The 17,665-nt window shown below is 53.7% G+C and carries 15 protein-coding genes; 6 read left to right on the top strand and 9 right to left on the bottom strand.

Annotation, left to right across the window (positions count from 1 at the left end):
• Positions 1–300 precede the first annotated feature (300 nt).
• Positions 301–1,257, bottom strand: coding sequence for an LLM class flavin-dependent oxidoreductase (locus EPA93_RS08325; RefSeq protein WP_129886606.1), 957 nt, complete (start codon positions 1,255–1,257; stop codon positions 301–303).
• 167 nt (positions 1,258–1,424) lie between these two features.
• On the opposite strand from EPA93_RS08325, the gene EPA93_RS08320 reads away from it, so the two are divergent.
• Positions 1,425–2,078, top strand: a complete 654-nt coding sequence (locus EPA93_RS08320) for a TetR/AcrR family transcriptional regulator (protein WP_165422961.1) — start codon at positions 1,425–1,427, stop codon at positions 2,076–2,078.
• Positions 2,079–2,220: 142 nt separating this feature from the next.
• Here the strand turns inward: EPA93_RS08320 and EPA93_RS08315 are convergent, their stop codons facing one another.
• Together EPA93_RS08315 and EPA93_RS08310 are read right to left on the bottom strand one after the other, a co-directional pair.
• Positions 2,221–3,066, bottom strand: a complete 846-nt coding sequence (locus EPA93_RS08315) for an LLM class flavin-dependent oxidoreductase (RefSeq protein WP_129886604.1) — start codon at positions 3,064–3,066, stop codon at positions 2,221–2,223.
• A 70-nt stretch (positions 3,067–3,136) separates the two neighbouring features.
• Positions 3,137–3,625 (bottom strand): hypothetical protein, encoded by a 489-nt coding sequence (locus tag EPA93_RS08310; protein ID WP_129886603.1) that lies wholly within the window; start codon positions 3,623–3,625, stop codon positions 3,137–3,139.
• A 421-nt stretch (positions 3,626–4,046) separates the two neighbouring features.
• On the opposite strand from EPA93_RS08310, the gene EPA93_RS08305 reads away from it, so the two are divergent.
• Positions 4,047–4,964 (top strand): SMP-30/gluconolactonase/LRE family protein, encoded by a 918-nt coding sequence (locus EPA93_RS08305; RefSeq protein WP_129886602.1) that lies wholly within the window; start codon positions 4,047–4,049, stop codon positions 4,962–4,964.
• A 128-nt stretch (positions 4,965–5,092) separates the two neighbouring features.
• Here the strand turns inward: EPA93_RS08305 and EPA93_RS08300 are convergent, their stop codons facing one another.
• The gene (locus EPA93_RS08300) at positions 5,093–5,953 is read right to left on the bottom strand and encodes a helix-turn-helix transcriptional regulator (RefSeq protein ID WP_129886601.1); all 861 of its coding nucleotides are present in this window, start codon (positions 5,951–5,953) and stop codon (positions 5,093–5,095) included.
• 206 nt (positions 5,954–6,159) lie between these two features.
• Between EPA93_RS08300 and EPA93_RS08295 the strand changes: the two genes are divergently transcribed.
• The gene (locus EPA93_RS08295) at positions 6,160–7,164 is read left to right on the top strand and encodes an aldo/keto reductase (RefSeq protein WP_129886600.1); all 1,005 of its coding nucleotides are present in this window, start codon (positions 6,160–6,162) and stop codon (positions 7,162–7,164) included.
• An 80-nt stretch (positions 7,165–7,244) separates the two neighbouring features.
• Here EPA93_RS08295 and pdxR read toward each other — a convergent pair whose 3' ends face one another.
• The gene (pdxR, locus tag EPA93_RS08290) at positions 7,245–8,744 is read right to left on the bottom strand and encodes a MocR-like pyridoxine biosynthesis transcription factor PdxR (protein ID WP_129886599.1); all 1,500 of its coding nucleotides are present in this window, start codon (positions 8,742–8,744) and stop codon (positions 7,245–7,247) included.
• 278 nt (positions 8,745–9,022) lie between these two features.
• Here pdxR and EPA93_RS08285 point away from each other — a divergent pair, with 278 nt between their 5' ends.
• Positions 9,023–9,544 (top strand): DoxX family protein, encoded by a 522-nt coding sequence (locus tag EPA93_RS08285; RefSeq protein ID WP_129886598.1) that lies wholly within the window; start codon positions 9,023–9,025, stop codon positions 9,542–9,544.
• A gap of 432 nt (positions 9,545–9,976) precedes the next feature.
• Here the strand turns inward: EPA93_RS08285 and EPA93_RS08280 are convergent, their stop codons facing one another.
• The gene (locus EPA93_RS08280; protein WP_207229481.1) at positions 9,977–11,617 is read right to left on the bottom strand and encodes an FAD-dependent monooxygenase; all 1,641 of its coding nucleotides are present in this window, start codon (positions 11,615–11,617) and stop codon (positions 9,977–9,979) included.
• Positions 11,618–11,819: 202 nt separating this feature from the next.
• On the opposite strand from EPA93_RS08280, the gene EPA93_RS08275 reads away from it, so the two are divergent.
• The gene (locus EPA93_RS08275) at positions 11,820–12,491 is read left to right on the top strand and encodes a TetR/AcrR family transcriptional regulator (RefSeq protein ID WP_129886597.1); all 672 of its coding nucleotides are present in this window, start codon (positions 11,820–11,822) and stop codon (positions 12,489–12,491) included.
• Positions 12,492–12,802: 311 nt separating this feature from the next.
• On the opposite strand, the gene EPA93_RS08270 is transcribed toward EPA93_RS08275, so the two are convergent.
• A complete protein-coding gene (locus EPA93_RS08270) occupies positions 12,803–13,480 on the bottom strand; it encodes an HD domain-containing protein (RefSeq protein WP_129886596.1) in 678 nt (225 codons plus the stop codon).
• A gap of 272 nt (positions 13,481–13,752) precedes the next feature.
• On the opposite strand from EPA93_RS08270, the gene EPA93_RS08265 reads away from it, so the two are divergent.
• A complete protein-coding gene (locus EPA93_RS08265; protein ID WP_242527355.1) occupies positions 13,753–14,934 on the top strand; it encodes a glycoside hydrolase family 76 protein in 1,182 nt (393 codons plus the stop codon).
• 267 nt (positions 14,935–15,201) lie between these two features.
• On the opposite strand, the gene EPA93_RS08260 is transcribed toward EPA93_RS08265, so the two are convergent.
• Both EPA93_RS08260 and EPA93_RS08255 read right to left on the bottom strand, forming a co-directional pair.
• Complete coding sequence (locus tag EPA93_RS08260; RefSeq protein WP_165422960.1) at positions 15,202–16,548, bottom strand: ABC transporter substrate-binding protein; 1,347 nt, start codon at positions 16,546–16,548, stop codon at positions 15,202–15,204.
• Positions 16,549–16,723: 175 nt separating this feature from the next.
• Entirely contained in the window at positions 16,724–17,620 is an 897-nt protein-coding gene (locus EPA93_RS08255; RefSeq protein WP_129886593.1) for a carbohydrate ABC transporter permease, read from the bottom strand.
• Positions 17,621–17,665 lie beyond the last annotated feature (45 nt).

Raw genomic sequence — 17,665 nt, 5'->3', positions numbered from 1 at the left:
GTAAGCATCACGGTATTCCTTTCTAAACTGGCGGTGCGAGGAAAGACACGCCACGGTCAATAACAGATGGGGCAATAATATCATACTGGAAGTTCGCGGTCAACCGCACTCTCACCGGTCCCCAGGCCTATTTAGTTCTGCGCTCAGCCCAGAAGTCCTGAAAAGCCAACAAGCTGCAATGCCTCTTTTCGCTGCCTGGTTGGCTTATTAAGCCTCTTCTGTCATAGCTACTTAGTCGAGGACATACGTGAGTTCCTGACTTTCTATCAGGAACTCACACGCGTTTATAAAGCGCTACCCCTACAGCCGACCGATGAGCCGGGCCAGGCGCAGGCTTTCCTGCGTCGCGTTAGAGACCGGGATAACACCGATTGTTAGCTCGTCGATTCCCAGGGCAAGCAGCTCAAGCAAGCGATCGCGTATCTTGCTTTCATCGCCATAGACTAGCACACTTTCGATAAAATTATCGGAAACGCTATCTATCTCCTGCGGGGAAAAGCCTGCGGCCAGGAACATGTTGCGATAGGCCGGCCGGGTTGGATAAATGCTCATGGCCTGCCGCCCTATCTGCAAGGCGGTCGCGCGATCCTCGGTGAGGGCTATCGGCACCCAGCCCACAACTGGCGGACGCGGGCGCCCGGCTGCGGCGGCTCCCGCACTCATGGCCGGAATAGCCGTATTGAGCAGGTAAGGGACCGGACACATAACGGGAAGGGCGCCATCTGCCACTTCGCCGGCCAGGCGAAAGGCTTTCGGGCCAAGCGTTGCCAGGAACACAGGTATCTGCGTCGAAGCTTGCGGCGGAACATTAGTAGTAAAGTAGCGCCCCTGATAATTCACCTCGCCCTGGTGTAGCAGCGTACGCAATACCTGAGCGTATTCGCGCAAATAGGCAAGAGGCGATCCCATTTCTATACCGTACACACGCCTGGCAAATTCTGGCGAAGAAGAGCCAATGCCCAGGCGCAATCTGCCCGGAGCCTGCGCATTGAAGCTTAAAACCTGTCGCGCCAGGTGCACAGGATGCACAAAAGCCTGCACAATAGAAGTGCCCAATTTGAGATGCTTCGTGCGCATCGCCGCCGCAGCCAGCGTCGTGAGTAAATCCGGATTCCAGGGTGGGCTACCCGCCCAGATATGTTCAACGCCGGCTTCCTCTATCTCCACAAGATTAGCGATAAGCGCCGCTGGATCGGCGGGCACGACCGATAAGCCTATACGTTCCTTTAAAGAACTAACTTCTGCCTTCTTTTCCATTTATATCTTTCCTTCTGCCTCTTTCGCAAGAAGCTTATCCCAGGCTCGCTTCCTGATCATTACTTATGCAACGCGCTGTTGCATATAAAGCTTAGCAGGGGATAGAATGATGGTCAATCAGCAAAGAAATGTCAAACGTTGTGTATGCAACACAGGAGAAAAAAGTGATGCAAAAGTCAGCAGAGATCGAGGATTTACGGGTCCGCCGCACCCGCAAACTACTCGTGCAGGCCTTCATAGAACTTACTATCGAGAAGGGATTTGCCGCACTCACGGTGAGCGACATCACGGAACGAGCCATGGTCAATCGCTCGACGTTTTACCGCCATTACCAGGATAAATATGATTTGCTCAACCAGTATATGGCCGAGCTCTATGACCTCACTGGAAATGAGGCCAGGACCAGCGAGCAACGTGAGCAGAAATCCCGGGAAGGCGCATCAGGGCCGCTCAACTTGCTCAAGCATATCCAACAGTTTGCCGACTTCTACCGTGTGATGCTTGGTCCACAAGGGGACCCCAACTTTACGCGCCAATTTCTGCAGAATACTGAAAAGCGCTTTAGCTCTTTGTTTGCCAGAGTTCCCACAGAGCCGGAAGCTGGCGCCCCTCCCACCGATCTAAAGATTAGCTGTATCGCGTATGCGGGCATCGGTGCTACTGTCTGGTGGTTAGAGCAGGAGCAACCCTGTTCGCCCGAACAGCTGGCCGACTGGCTAGGCGAGATCACTAGCGCCATTGCCGGCCCCACTCTCAAGCCAAAACCCCACCGCCGCGCGCAGAAGAATTCAAGCAGGCAGGGAACTCACCAGAATCGATAAGTAGTGCTGCCTGCGCAAAACGGGTACGATAATTCGTGCCTCGTGGAAAGCCCATCGACAACGAAAAGCATTTCTAGACGCGCGGCGCTTGCGATATGCTCAAGCGCTCTCAGAAGTTTCCCTTTGCCGCCAGCTAACTTTGTCAGGAAGCATGCCGGCTCAGCAGATCACTGACAACCGCTGCAGCCCGGTCGACCTGATCGAGGTCGGGAATACATGGCCAGAGAAGCACTTCGTCCATTCCCACCTCAAAGTAGGTTTCAAGCGTATGCCGCACCTCTTTTGGTGTCGCGGGAATGGGTAGTCCCAGGCCCTCTTCGCCAAAGTAATCCTTGAGATAGCGATCAGCCCGTTCAAGGGCCTTGGGACCCAGGGCAAAGCAGAAAGCGCCAACAAAGCGCGGCTTGCCTGCCCTGCCGGCAGCCTTCCAGGACGCCTCAGCTTCACGGTAGAGATCCAGAGCCTCTGCCGGGCTCGAAATACCAGCGATATAGCCATCACCCCACTTACCCACGCGCCGCACTGCCTTGTGCGAATAGCCTCCGATCAAGATTTCAGGGCCGTTGGGCGAGACAACCGGCGGGCCCATTGCTCCCATGTGCTCGTCTAGTTGCTGACCGGACCAGACACGCTTTATTAAGCTTAACTGCTCTTCAAAGATCCGAGCGCGCTGCTGAGAAGGAACTCCTACCGCCTGGAAATCCTCCGCGCGGTCGCCAATACCTACGCCAAGACTTAAGCGGCCGTTAGAGAGTGCGTCGATGCTGGCTCCCATCTTGGCCACGAGAACAGGGTTGCGCAACGGCATCAGCAGAACGCTTGTCAGCAGGCGAATACGCTGCGTCGCCCCTGCCACTGCCGCCAGTGTGGCCAGCGGCTCATAATTCTCATAGACCAGGCGATCAAAAACGCTCAGGCTAGAAAAAGGGCCGGCCTCGGCTCTTCTGGCCCGGTATGCCGGGCATCGATTCTGGTAGCCCCAGACCAATCTTCATACTGCCTCCAGGCTTGCTGGCTTCTACAAAAAGTCTGCTATGTAACGCGCGTGAGCGACTATCTCAGGCTAGACGCTCAAAGGTTGAAATCCAGTTGGTCTCCCAGGTTTTGCCGCCATCGGTTGAAAATGCCTGTTCCCATTGCCATGAGCCTTGAGCAATCGCTGACCAGATCACGCGACAGAAGATACTCTTGCCCGCAAAAAATTCCTGCGAATAAAACTCGCCGCGCCCATCCCTAAACTCACCAATGGCCGGTTGCGGATCAAAGCCGCTGACATTATTTCCTAAATAGACGCTCCATTGCCCAGACTCAGGATTAAAGATACGCAGCGTTATGCCTTCCCCCGCCCCCGACTCGCGCTCCATGGTAAACTCCTCGAAATTGCCCAATCCACCCAGAATCTTGCGCGCAACAGTCTTTCCTTCGAACTCTTCCCAGGACGTTGAGCCCTTTAAACGTTCCCGCAGCCGCCGATTATGCACCTTCCAGGTGCCCATGAAGAAATCAAAATCAGTCCGACCATCCTGCTTGCTCGCCTGTTCGATCATGTTCTTTCTCCTTGTATAAACCCACTGCTGAAAACTACAAACGTTCTGTCCCGGATCTTCCTTTGGGGCTACATATCGAGCATAGCGGCATAACAGGTTATATTCATTCCTGATTGAAGCAAAAAATTTATTATTGTTTTTTTGCGCAAAGCAATTCACTGATTGATGGCGTCCGCCAATAGCCTGAAACGAGGAGGATATACTTCCCATCCTTCTAAAGCATGCCTACGCCGGGCCAACGCGCACTTCATACGTCGGACCCCAAATCCTTTCCAGCCAGGTTCCCGGTTTCAGCATGCTCACCTTCCGGTAAGTAAAGCACACAAAAGTGCCTCCTTGTAGAAAGATCATAACTCTCTTATAGTGATTTATAAGAAGATAAAAGCTCTATTGCGCACATGCTGACTATGAAAGGATACCCATGACCCACACTATTCCTGGTGCCCCAACCGGGAAGAACTTCTCCCGGCATGATAGAGGGGAACTATTGCTCGTGCCAGCAAAAACCCTGGCAAGCTTTCCCAGCGGCACCTTTTTAGAAAATCTCGCAATCAGCGCCAACGGAGATATCTTTATGACCAGCTTTCGGGATGGCGCGATCATTCGCCATACATCTGCTGGCACACAAGAGGTGGTTGCACGCCTAGATGGCACCGTCTCAGGCATCGTAACGGCGCCCAATGATGGGCTCTTCGTCTGCAGCCGACAACCTCAAGGACCTGAAAGCATTTTCCATATTGATATACATGGACGGGTCGAAAAATGGCTCAACCTACCGGGTGCCAGGTTTCTCAATGGTATGACGCGCCTCTCTGAGCAAGTACTTCTGGCCGCCGATTCGTTTACAGCCACCATCTGGCAAGTGGATCTTGTCCAGCGCCAGGTCAGCCCCTGGCTCACACACAGGTTGCTCTCCAAACGCTCATCGCAGAATTCACTCCCTGGTCCCAATGGGATCAAAGTTTTTGCAGGAGCCGTCTTTGTCTCCAACTCAGAGCGAGCAAGCGTCATTCGCATTCCAGTCCTGGAACAGCAGCAAGCAGGCGAGCCTGCTATATATGCCAGCCACTTCCTTCTAGACGATTTTACCTTTGACGAACAAGGTAACCTTTATGGAGCCACCCATCCCCTGAACACTGTCGAGCGCCTTGCGCGCAACGGAACTCGCCTTACGATTGCGGAACCAGAGCAAGGAGTCAGCGGCTGCACAGCTGTCGCCTTTGACGCTGGCGAAGGAGCGCAGCATCTCCTGTATGTCGTGACAGATGGAGGAACCCTGGCCGGCAAGCCCGAGCCAGCTCGCCTTGTGTGCTTAGATACTGGAGGACTGCCCAGGTAAACGGCGCTTCGCTCAAGACAATTGCGCTTTGGCAGCTGATTCCCTGTACTCAACATTGAACGTGTCAGAGAAGCATTCAGGACAAGCGCAGATCAGCTCGGTCCTTCGAGGGAACATCGCTTGCTCCCTCATTCTATCGCTTTGCTGGCTGTGTGGGCTGGGCTCACCAGCCAGACCAGTTTCTGCGCCGTATCGGCTTGTGGCAGGGGCGTATAGACAAATAGCTTCAAGTTGGGATCATCGGCAACCAGCAGAGTGGTCGCGCGCAGCACAAGTGGGCCGACCAGCGGATGATTGAGCTCCTTGTTGCCAGTGTGCGCATCCCCTACTTCATGCCATTGCCACCATTCGCGGAACTCGGAACTCGCTTGCATCAAACGATCCCGGCGCTCAATAAACCAATCCTCGTCAGCCTCACGCCCACCGCTTGCCCGAAATAGCGCGAGTATATGCTGAGCCCAGCATTCCCAATCGACGTAGAGCGCACGTTGATCAGGCTGCGTAAACATAATCCAGACAAGATTCCGTTCCCAGTCAGAGAAGGCGGCAAAATCAGCAAAGACCTGGGAGGCGGCCAGATTCCAGCCGACGACATCCCAGCGCTCATTCACCACAAAGGCGGGATAAGGGGTAAGCGCATCGAGCACGCCCTGCAACTCCTCGCTAATTTGCGGAGTATGGCGCTGCATAGGCAAAGGAAGCTGCTCGCGAGCTAGCAGGTAGAGATGATTGCGCTCGCCAGGCGTAAGCTGGAGAGACTGCGCAAGGCTTTCAAGCACCTGGGCAGATACCTGAATGGCCTGTCCCTGCTCTAGCTTCATATACCAGGTCGGGCTGATCCCGGCCACCTGGGCCAACTCTTCGCGCCTCAGTCCAGGTGTGCGCCTGTGCTTCGCCCCATAAGGTAAGTGGAACATAGCCGGGGAAAGGCGCTCACGGCGCGTACGGAGGAAGTGAGCCAGCTCGGCTCTGCGCTGTTCATCTTTCATAGGCCTCGCTTATATCCTATCAGGGTAGTAGATTTTAGACTAGTCTGTCTTAGGGAATTGTTCCTTAGCAATCTTTCTTGCATACTTGAGACACGGAATGCGACAAGCCTCCTTGCTTATTCTTGTTACGTCTGCTGGCATTGCCGCATTTCTCTCAATTATAAAACAAAGTGAAGTGAAAAAAGCATCCTGGAGGATACAACTACATGCAACAAAGACAGCTCGGAAAGAATGGTCCCCTGGTCTCAGCGCTCGGCCTTGGCTGTATGGGGCTTTCAGAGTTTTACGGCGAGACTTCCGAAGACGAATCAATCTCCTTACTCCATCATGCCTTAGATCTGGGCGTGAACTTTCTCGATACTGCAGACATGTACGGACATGGCAAGAATGAGCGCCTCATTGGTCGAGCCATAAAGGGCCGTAGAGAGCAAGTAATTCTTGCAAGCAAGTTTGGTCTTGTACGTAGCGAAGGCGGGTACATAGAGGGCGTAGCAGGCTCGCCGGAATACGTGCACAAGGCAATCGATGCCTCGCTCAAACGCCTGGGCGTTGATGTCATCGATCTTTACTATCAGCATCGTATTGATCCACAGGTTCCCATCGAGGAGACGGTAGGAGCAATGGCCGAACTGGTTGTGGCCGGAAAAGTGCGCTATCTGGGCCTTTCGGAGGCCTCACCGGCCATGCTCCGCCGGGCCCACGCAGTCCACCCCATCACAGCTCTACAGACCGAATACTCGCTCTGGACGCGCGACGTGGAGCATGAAATCCTGCCTACCTGTCGCGAGTTGGGAATTGGTTTTGTGCCCTATGCTCCGCTTGGACGCGGCATGCTGACAGGCCGTATACAGAGCATGCAAGCTCTGGGCCAGCAAGACTGGCGTCAGAGCCAACCACGCTTTCAGGCCGAACATTTCCGGCGCAACAAGGAATTTGTAAGCAAACTAGCGGAAATTGCCAGGGAGAAGCAGTGCGCGCCCAGCCAACTGGCCCTGGCCTGGGTGCTGGCTCAAGGTGATGATATCGTTCCTATTCCGGGCACCAAAAAACGCGCCTACCTTGAAGAGAATTTGGGCGCGCTCAAGGTTCAGCTCACGTCTACTGATCTTGCCAGTATCGAGGCAGCTCTGCCGTTAGAAGCCGTTTCAGGGCCGCGCTATGGGCCTGACGATTTCGAGCGCATCGATATCGTTACCCCGAGCAGGAAGTAGAGGCGGGAGAGTCTCTTGCCTCTCTTCGCTGCAGCAAGAACATTGTCAGCAAGCTCACAGGTACAGCGTGCACAATACGCTCAGAGGAGCGCAAGTGCAGCACGCAGCCGTTTCACCTCGCGGGGGAGAGTCTCCTGGCTGGTTCCGGCATAGCCAAAGACCAGCCCTCCGCGCGCCAGGGGTTCCAAACTATAGGTAGAGATGGGCAGAACCTGAATATGAGCCCGGGCGGCCAGTTGGGAGGCGCGCCGATCATCTTTCCCCAGCGGCAGCCAGCCAACCAGGTGCATTCCGGCATCGGGGGCGCGCACTTCGAGCAGATCCCCTAGCTGCGCTTGCAATTCGCGCTGCAGCAGATCGCGAAGCTCCTGATAATGATGGCGCATACGGCGCAAATGGCGGGCATAGTGGCCTTCATGCAGAAAATCAAAAAGGGCCATCTGTTCTAGCATGGGAAGGTGCATATCGAGAGAGCGCCGCAGAAGCAGCAAAGGCTCGATCAGTTCGGCGGGCGCGACAAGGTAACCCAGGCGCAGAGCAGGGAAGAGCACTTTGCTGAAGGTGCCGATATACAGCACCCGCCCCTCGTTATCCAATCCCTGAAGAGCTTCTAAAGGGCGCCCGCTGAAGCGAAACTCGCTATCATAGTCGTCCTCAAGAATCCACGCGCCTGTATTCCTGGCCCAGTCAAGCAGGAGCATACGGCGCGCCAGGCTCATAGTCACGCCCGTGGGGAACTGATGCGAGGGAGTAGTGAAGGCCAGGCGCGCATCCGGGCAGCGCTTGCGCCCAACTTCTACCATGAGCCCTTGCTCATCAACCGGCACTGGAACCAGGCGCGCTCCGGCTGCTAGAAGAGCTCCCCGAGCGCCAAAATAGCCAGGATTCTCCAGCCAGACCGCCTCACCAGCACTTAGCAACGTACGCGCGGCAAGGTCAAGCGCTCCCTGAGAACCAGCGGTAATCATAATATGTTCGGGAGTACAGCGCACTCCGCGTGTGACGCCGATATGCGCAGCAATAGCCTCGCGCAAGGGAAAATAGCCGGCCGGCGGCTGATAGTGAGCATATTCATGCATCGACTGACGGGCGCGGCGTGCGATCAAACGCGCCCAGACCTTGTAAGGGAACAGTTCGAGCCCAGGCTCGCCACCGGCAAAAGGTCCGCCAGTTTGCCCCTCTCCGCGCGAAGGCCACGGTACATCTTTGAGCCGGGGCAGATATGGAGCGACCTGGATAGGGATTGTCTTACTGGCGTCTGTTTGCGCTTCTTGCTTACTGTCGATCTCAGCGCTGAAGAGCGCCGCGGGCAAAGAGCGCGCTACCACCGTCCCTTGTCCAACCTTGCTCTCCAGGTAGCCTTCTAATACCAGCTGCTGATAGGCAAGAGCTACAGTCATGCGCGCTACGCCAAGTTCACTGGCGAGGGCGCGTGTGGAGGGCAAACGCGCACCACGCTCCAATAGCCCACTGAGAATAGCAGTGCGTAAGCGTTCATAGAGCTGCTTATAGAGCGGAACCGGCAGCGTTGCATCAAGCTTTATCTCCGGCCGTTTGCCTGGCAAGGCTCGCCTTGGCATAGTCGTTCTCCCGCTGAGAGGAACAGGGTATTTCAGCCATGCTCACATGTTTAAATGGCATAGCCATTGTAACAAAAAGTGGTACTTCTCACAAGGCCATAAAAATGGTATGCTCCAGATAGACAAATGGAGATAAAGTTTGAAAGATTTTCTATTGCCGCAAAATTTTGATCATCGCTATCCATACACCCTCTGAGCCATTTACTTTAAAGGTTCGGAGAGCTCGACGGCAATAAAGCCCTGGTTACCAGGAAACGCATGAGAAAGGAATAAGCAAGATGGCCACAAGAACCCACAAGATCGCGATACTCCTTTTGCAAGCAGGCGGCCTGATCAAGCTGAAAACAATTGCCTACTGGATTGCTACTGTCATCCTCACGTGCGAACTTCTGACAGGTGGAATAGCGGATCTGATACATGGGCCAGTCCTGCTCTTCGCCGGCGACTCTGTGATACTTGTTGTGGCGCAGCTTGGCTACCCGGTATACCTGCTCACAATCCTTGGCGTATGGAAGCTGTTGGGAACCATTGCCTTGCTTCTGCCAGGTTTTCCCCGGCTCAAGGAATGGGCCTATGCAGGCATTTTCTTCGAAATGACGGGAGCGGCAGCATCGTGGGCAGCGCGCGGCGCCGCCATAAGCAGCCTGTTCTGGCCCCTCGCCTTCGCCGTACTCGCACTCGTTTCATGGGCGCTGCGACCCCAAAAACGTATCCTTGGGCCTCTCTTTCCTGGCAGAACCCGAAGCGTAGGAATTGAGCAGCGCTATGGCCAGGACGTTTCAGGCCACGTCCTTTTCTAGGCCTACAGTTGTAGATGACCTGCAAGAGCACTTCGGCGCTCGTAATGGTAAAGCCGTGCGAGAGCTTGATGTGCGTGTCGCCAAATTGACCAGGCCAGATGGTAGGCAAAAGAGAGAGGCTGGTTATTTACCAAAAGAGCCTCTGATTCGCTGGCTCAATTGGTTGAACTCTGTGGTCCATATCTCTTCAGGAGAAGAAGATGAATGTGCCTGTGAAAAAAGGAAAAGGCATAGAAGCTTGCTTTGCTGTTCTCGGTTTTCTTGACGAAAGAGATGCGTGGAACGTAGAAATGCGATGCAGAAGAACAACATATCATTCGCCCGCCATGCGAGGAGAGGAGTTGGCGCGCAATTCCACATGGGAACAGAGGAGGAGAGAATGGTGAGAAAAAACGAGGATTTGCTCTCACCATTCTCTCCTCCTCTGTTCATTTACAGATGGGTCGGAGCACTAGACCTGCCCAGAATGCGCGAAAGCACCTGCTCAAGCTTCAGCTCAGCATTGATTGGGAGGGTATTGGTGCGCCAAGCCACAAAGCCATCAGGTCGAACCAGCACTGCACCCTCAGCCGACATAGCCATCTTCGTTTGCCAGCCGTTCTCCGAGTCGAGTAAGTCGGCATCTGCCCCGATGCGGTAGGCCGCCAGCCTGATTCCCAGCTTCTCGGCAACTGCTGCTGCTGCCTCGCCCCAGGCAGTTCCACCTGTGCCCGTCAGCAAGACGAAGCGACCATCGAGCAGATCCAGCGTCGAGATGCGCTGTCCTTGCCGCTCCAACCACAGATGTGGGACACGTGTTCCAGGAAGACCGCTGAGCTCCTCGCTGTCCAGCAGCGTGATCTCATCCTGCGATTCTACAGCGGCGTCTTCTGAGAGAATCGCCTGGGAGCGATAGCGGTAGCCCACAATGGGATAAAAGAGTGGGAGGTCCTTCTCCACAGGCAAGAGTTCGCTCTTCGTTCCCTTCGACAGCCAGGCTGCTCCCGGTCCAGTGAGCGACTGCCTGGCGGCAAACCATCCGACGGGATGCCGCTCCTCCTGGTAGGTTGTCAGAAGTTGAGGAGCCGCCTGTCCACGGATGACCATGGCCAATTTCCAACCCAGATTCTGCGCACTCTGAATAGTCGTGTTAACACCAAGCCCTTTGTAGGCAGGCATGGTATGAGCAGCATCGCCAGCGAGGAAGACGCGCCCTTGCTGGAACTGCGAAGCGACGCTTTCAGCTGGCTGCCAGTGTGCAATATCCACGATCTCTACAGCCATATCTGGTTTCCCTATCGCCTTCTGGACCAGATCCTTACAGTGTTCAGCAGTAAAGTCCGTAGAGGATTCTCCAAGCGCGGGCCGGTAGGTAATCATAAACATGCCGAGATCATCCGTGACGACCAGGAAAATGCCTTGGACATCCGCGTTCTTAATCGTAAACGCGTCAGCTTCGCGGCCTGCGATAAGCTCTTGCCAAGGAGCGCGAAAGTAGACGAAGATAAAGTGCTCGGGAAGTACTCCAAACCCTTGCGATGGGATGCCGAGCGCCTCGCGAATGTGGCTATGAGCGCCATCAGAGGCGATCAGGTAGACTGATCGAACAACATACGACCTTCCGGTGACACGTTCCTCCAGCGTTGCAGTCACGGAAGTCGCATCTTGGGTGAAAGAGACGAGTTCTGTGTTGTAACGCACATCGCCGCCGCATTGCTTCGCCTCTGCCAGGAGCATTGGTTCGAGCCGACTCTGCGGACAATGCCATCCGAATGGGTCTGGGCTGAGGGCTTCTGAATGTTCCATCAGTGTGGTAGGATCGAATATATCCTCTTGTTTTGAGGCAAGGGTCTCTTTGGAAATCACCTGCGAGATTCTTGTTCCAGCCTCGCGAACCTCTGCGGCCAAGCCCAGCCCGCGTAATACTTCCAGCGTGCGAAAATTGAGATTGCGCGCGCGCGGATAGATCGAGATATCGCTCCGCCGCTCGATCAGCACCGAGGGAATCCCCTGCTGGCGTAGTAAGAGGAAGAGGGATAAACCAGCGCCACCAGTTCCCACAATCAAAACCGGTACGTGTTCTTGAGCCATCATTGGGCTCCTTTCTATCGATCCAACATCTGTTCAACTGCTCTTGTTGTGCTACCCCAATACAGAGGCATATTGACGGAATAGTTCTTCTGTGACACGATCATCATCGTATGACACTCTGTCGTATCCCAAGAGTAGCTTGTTTCCTCACGCGAAACAAGGAGCAAGCGAGAAGAAATGTCACGTATGTGACAGGAGGCGCAAAATGTCTCAAAACTCCAATGATTTGCGCGTGCGCCGTACGCAGAAACTCCTGCGGGAGGCGCTGATTGCTTTGATAGAAGAGCGTCATTTTGATGCCATCACCGTGGGTGAGATTGCTGAGCGGGCAATGGTGAGCCGGGCCGCGTTCTATCGTTACTATCAGGATAAATACGATCTGGTCGAGAAAATCTTTGAGGAAATGGTGCTCACGGTCGTGCGCGATATTGACCCGCTCCGCCGCACAATGATCAACCGCTTCGACACGCAATCCTCTGTAGATCCCTGGGGAGAGCTTTTTGGACCGGCTCTGGAAGGGCAGCGCGCACCAGAGCCGTGGGTGAAAATGTTCGAGCATTTCGCTCACTATGAGAGACTGTACTGTGCGCTTCTTGGCAAGAGGGGAAGTTCCTGGTTTGTGACAAAAATGCGGGCGTATTTAGCCGAATCCTTGAGCGAACGCCTTCAGGCCCTTGCATACGCTCTGGGCAGCCAGCAGATAGCCGAGAGCCGCGTCTTTGCAGATGGGTTCGTACCCGCCCTCATAGCCGCGCAACTGGTTGATGCCATCACCTGGTGGCTTGAGCAGGGAAGACCCTACACTTCCGGGCAGATAGCAACATACTGTCTCCGTCTGATGTGTTCGACGCTCAGGGAAGTGAGCCTGTGGGAATGATCACCAGCTCACACGCACATGGGGAAATGCATCTCATTCGGAACAGCAATGGATGCATGCCCAAGAAGGTCGCCTGGCAACGAGCAATGCACGAACACGACAACAGAGCAGAAATCTGGGTATCCTCCCAGGAGTGAGAGCACAGAGTAGACGACGTTTGTGTAACTACAACTGTAGGACTAGGCCTTCTCTACTCTGGCCAGAGCTTCGTGTCGCTTCCCTTCTTTGACAGAGTGCAAACATTCCAGCCGAAGCGCTCCCTCTAGCTGGAAGAGATAGAGTGCCTTGCTAGTTTATACAGCGATAGGCACTCATGCTCTGACCAGGCCAAGCGCTACGGCCGCCTCAATGACCACTTCAAACAGGTCCACCTCTCCAGGCTGGCGCCTGGCCTCGCTCTCCATAAAGAGCGCCTGCGCAAGATATTGCAACAGGTTCTTTGAATAGTCCCAGCGCAGGTACTGCGGATCGAGATCATATATGCGCACCCTATCCAGGCTATCGGCATCCTTAAACACTGCTAATTCGGGCGTCATGGCTGGAGCATGCACGTCGGCCGGCACGTGCCAGGTATCGAGATACATAACCATCTTGAGGGTAGCTTCAGGAAGTCGCTGCTTCAGATTCCGCTCAACCCAGGCCGCCGCGCGCTTCCCATGGGGAAAATCACTGCCATCATCAAGGCGCTGTAAATCATGGGTCGCGGCAGCCCAGCGTAACGCCTCTTGATCCAGGCTCACGCCTTCTTTGATCAGCAAACGGGCAAGGATTTCTTGCCAGATCATCACTCTTGCCTCGTGGGCAATCCCATGAATGTTGGCAATTTCTGCGGGCCTGGCAAACCAGTCGCGTAAGGGCTTATAGGCTGCAAAGAGCGAACTTGTGGGCAAGTTCTCGCCCAATAAGCGTTTAACTTCATCCAGGGCCTCATCTTGAGAGATACTGCGCGGGGATGCTGACCAGGCATTCTGTTGAAGCTCGAAAGACATCCAGGAACCTCCTTTACATTGCCACCTGTGCCATAAGCAGTTCAGCCAGTAGCCATAAACTACCTTCATCACGCTTTAAGGGTCAGGCAGCGTAACAGCTCTAGTATAGAGCATCCAATCTTCCTATTTCAATCTCATCCCTTTGACATCTTTTGCCTTTAATGTTAAGGTTTAGACAACGTTGTCATAGTGAGACAACGTTGTCTTTTATTTACAAGAACAGGGGACAACTCAGCGCTGAAGCTGAGGAGATATCTCAAGGAGGTCAATCGGTGAAACGCAGAACAACAGTTAAATTGCTTCTAAGTGGCGCCCTTGGCAGCGCATTTTTGGGAGCATCTGGCTGGGGACAGGCAAAGGCTATGGCCCTGGGAAACAGCGATAACTGGTCGCGAGCACTTGCTTCCTATGTTGCGCTGCAAAAATATTTCTATAAGCAAGACGGCTCCCATCTCTACCTTGAACAGTATCCCGTTCAGTCTGGTGATAACACCTATTCCTACGAATGGCCGTTCTCCCAGGCTCACATTGCAACCCTTGACCTTTCCAATATTCCCGGCATAACCGGTCGCCAGTTTGCGCGGGATCTCGCCGATCGCGCTCAGGGTCAGGAGCACTACTGGAATACCACAGGCGCTACTGGCGTCGCCGGCTACGATTCCTATCCGCGCCCACCCTATGGCAACGGCGGAGACAAGTTCTACGACGATAACGAATGGGTCGGACTTGAGAAGATACAGCTCTATTTAATGACCGGCGATCGGGCGTCCCTGGACCGCGCCAAGCAGATTTTCCAGCTAGTCATCTCAGGCTGGGACACTGATGCCAGCCATCCCGCCCCTGGCGGCGTATTCTGGACGCAGGCCTCATGGAGCCACGACCGCAATACGGTCTCCAATATGCCTGGCGCCGAGATTGGATTGCGCCTTTATCAGATCACCCACGATAGCTCGTATTTGGATTGGGCGCGCAAGATGTATGATTGGACCAACACCAATCTCTTAGCCCCCAACGGCCTCTACTGGGACCACATCGACCTGTCGGGAAACATTGAGAAAACGCAATGGAGCTATAACCAGGGCGTGCCCGTTGGCGTCAATACACTGTTCTATCAAATCACTGGCGATAGGAGCTATCTGCAAAAGGCCGAGAATATCGCCAGCGCGGCCCTGGCCTTCTACGGCAGCGACAACCTCTATAAGCAGCCCGCACCATTTAACGCGATCTTCTTCAAAAACCTGCTGCTTCTGCACTCAGTCAATCATAACCAGAGCTACGTGCAAGCCATGCAGACCTATGCCGATACGGTATGGAGCAAATACCGCGACGCCGCAACCGGATTGTTCCGCTTCGATTCCACTAAGCCCACTACGCAGATGATCGACCAGGCAGCCATGACACAGATTTATGCGGTACTCTGCTGGCCCCCGTCGCGCTATGGAGTTCTGTACTAAGTTCGTCTACCCCAGAACTCGCCTGGTACGAGTTCTGTACTAAGTTCGTCCACCCGGCAAATCTGACTCTGGCCAGCGATCGCCTGCTTAAATAGGGCAAGCCTCGCTGGCTCTTTTCATTCCCGCTAACATAGCATGGCTAGCTCGACTCCCAAGGCCGCCTAGCCTGCTTGTACAGAAGGCACAAAAAGAGCAGGGAACATGTGCTCCCCGCCCTTGCCATGAGGATAGGAAAATTGCGCCAAAAGAATCAGCGCTCGCCAATGCTTACGGCGCTGAGCTCTGCTGGATCAGATCATTCAATTGCTGAACCATCTTCTGTGTACCGGCCTCAACGGGAGTTTTACCATACAGCACATTCTCCCAATTGGCGGTAATGATATCCTGCCCCTTCTGCGTCCAGGACGATAGGAAGCGGATACCCAGCTTCTTCTGCGTATTTAGCTCGTAATTGACTGTATCGGCTACTGTGGTAAGCCCATCAGACTTGAGCGTATCGAAGTAAGCGTTGGAAGAAGGTAGATAGGCAGTTGGAGCAACTGGTGCGCTGGGCAAGACCGATTCCCAAACGCCAGAAGCCAGGAACTGCATGACTTTCCAGACCGCATCAGGATTCTTGACGTACGATGGCGAGCAGATGCCTACTGCATCATAGGGCTGCACTGCGTCTTTTTCAACGGGCAAAGGTGCAAAGCCATACTTAAAGCTGGGCTTCGACTGCAAAAAGGTCTGCGCAAACCACTGCCCATTGTAGAACATGGGGATCTGGCCGGAGACAAAAGCCTGCGGAGCGTTATCCATCAGCGGATTGTTTTGCGAATTATAGCTGGGCGGCGTAACATAGCCGTTCTGCACAGCATCAATATACTTTCTGGCGCAGGCAATAAACTCAGGGCCGGCTGTCACCTTTGTTGGATTGACAGTCTTATCGGCAAAAGACTGGCCTCCCGCCGAAACCGCACAATCGCTGACTGCAAAGGGATCATCGGGTGGATTCCACAGGCCATAACGCGTCACTTTACTGCCGCTTTTCTGCGTCAAAACCTGAGCATCGTGCAGCATCTCATCGTAGGTCCAGCCAGGCTTGGGCAGCGATAAGCCAGCTTTTTTGAAGAGATCCTCATTATACCAGACGCCATAGGTATTCATCAGGGTAGGCAGGCCATAGAGCTTCCCGTTATTCTTCCAGTTCTCAATAGAAGCAGGAGCAAACTTGCTAAAGTCAAGTTTGTTGTCGCTCTTAGAGGCATATTCTGTCCAATCATAGAGCAAGCCCTGACCGCCATACTGCTGCTCAGTATCGTTGCCGGCCCAGAAAATATCCGGCAACTTCTTAGCAACCGACAGGGAGCTCAATTTCTGCCCATAATCGCTATTGGGCGACTCGATGCGCTGCACCTTAATATTAGGATTCTGCTGCATAAATTTTTGCATTGCAGCATCAATTGCCTTGTTCGTATCTTTGGCTTCCCAGGTCATAAAAGTGACGGTCACAGGACCATTGCTACTGCTGCTGGCATTGCTTCCCGTATCACCGCAGGCCGCCACAAATATCATGGTAAAAAGGGAAAGAAGTAAAGCCAGCGAGGTCGGGAATGACTTTATCCTTTGCATGTATACCTCCTCTGAATAGATATAATCGGAGATGAATCCATATACGCTTCTAGCCGCGTTGCTAGCGCCTGGAGCTGCATATTTCCTCCTTTCACAACGAATCGTAAGCATAGAGACAACGCTGTCTTTGTGGCTGAAAAGGGCAGCTAATATGGCCCCTTTCGCCCGGGATAACTTACTTGTTCTGCGAAGAAGTACCTAGAGCGCTTAAACCCTGCATAAAGTAGCGCTGAGCCACAAAGAAGATAATCAAGGGAGGCAACATATAGAGTAGATTCGTTGCCATATATTGATTCCATTTTGTCGTTGTAACCCCCGCAAACGCGCCAGCAAACGAGGCCATACCTAGCGAGAGCGTCCACTTGGTATCAGAATAGAGATAGACCAGCGGATTCAAGTAGTCGTTCCAGGTAGCGGTAAAGGCCATAATTGCCATTGTAATCCAGACAGGGCGCGTCAGCGGAAGCATAATCTTGGTAAAGATCGTAAAATGGCCAGCTCCGTCGATTCTTGCAGCCTCATCCAGCGAATAGGGAATGGTCAGATAAAACTGACGTGCCAGAAAGATAAAGAGCGGATTGCCAAAGAAGGCAGGCAGAAAAAGCGGAAACCAGGTATCATACATATTGATCTGCAAATACAGACGGAACATAGGAATCAGGCTCACAATACCGGGGAGCATCATACTGCCAACAAAAATGTAGAACCAGACTCTACGTCCAACAAACCGAATGCGCGAGAGGCCATAGCCGACAATCGTCGAGCTAATCACCGAACCAATGGTATTGAGCAGCGTAATCACAACAGAATTGAAGAAAAGCCGTTCAAAGTGGATAGCCTGTATCCCATCAATAAAGTTGTTCCAATGAAACTCGCTAGGGAAAAATTGGGGCGGAAGCCGATAAATATCATTGTCGCCCTTGAGGGCAATCGTGAGCATCCAAAGCAAGGGGAGAAGCATGCCTACACATAGCAGGATCACAATGATATACCAGGCCGTCGTTCCACCAGCCCTGGAAAGTTGGCGCCGAGTTGCTGCTTGTCTGCCAGCGCGCGTAAGTTCCATGCGCATCGCTAAATATTCCTTTCTACATCGTTACATCTAAGGCTCTACCCA

Origin of the sequence: Ktedonosporobacter rubrisoli (assembly GCF_004208415.1) — a bacterium.
GTDB classification, from domain to species: Bacteria; Chloroflexota; Ktedonobacteria; order Ktedonobacterales; family Ktedonobacteraceae; genus Ktedonosporobacter; species Ktedonosporobacter rubrisoli.
Note: the sequence above shows the minus strand (reverse complement) of the source record. Positions and strands in the feature narration are given on the sequence as shown.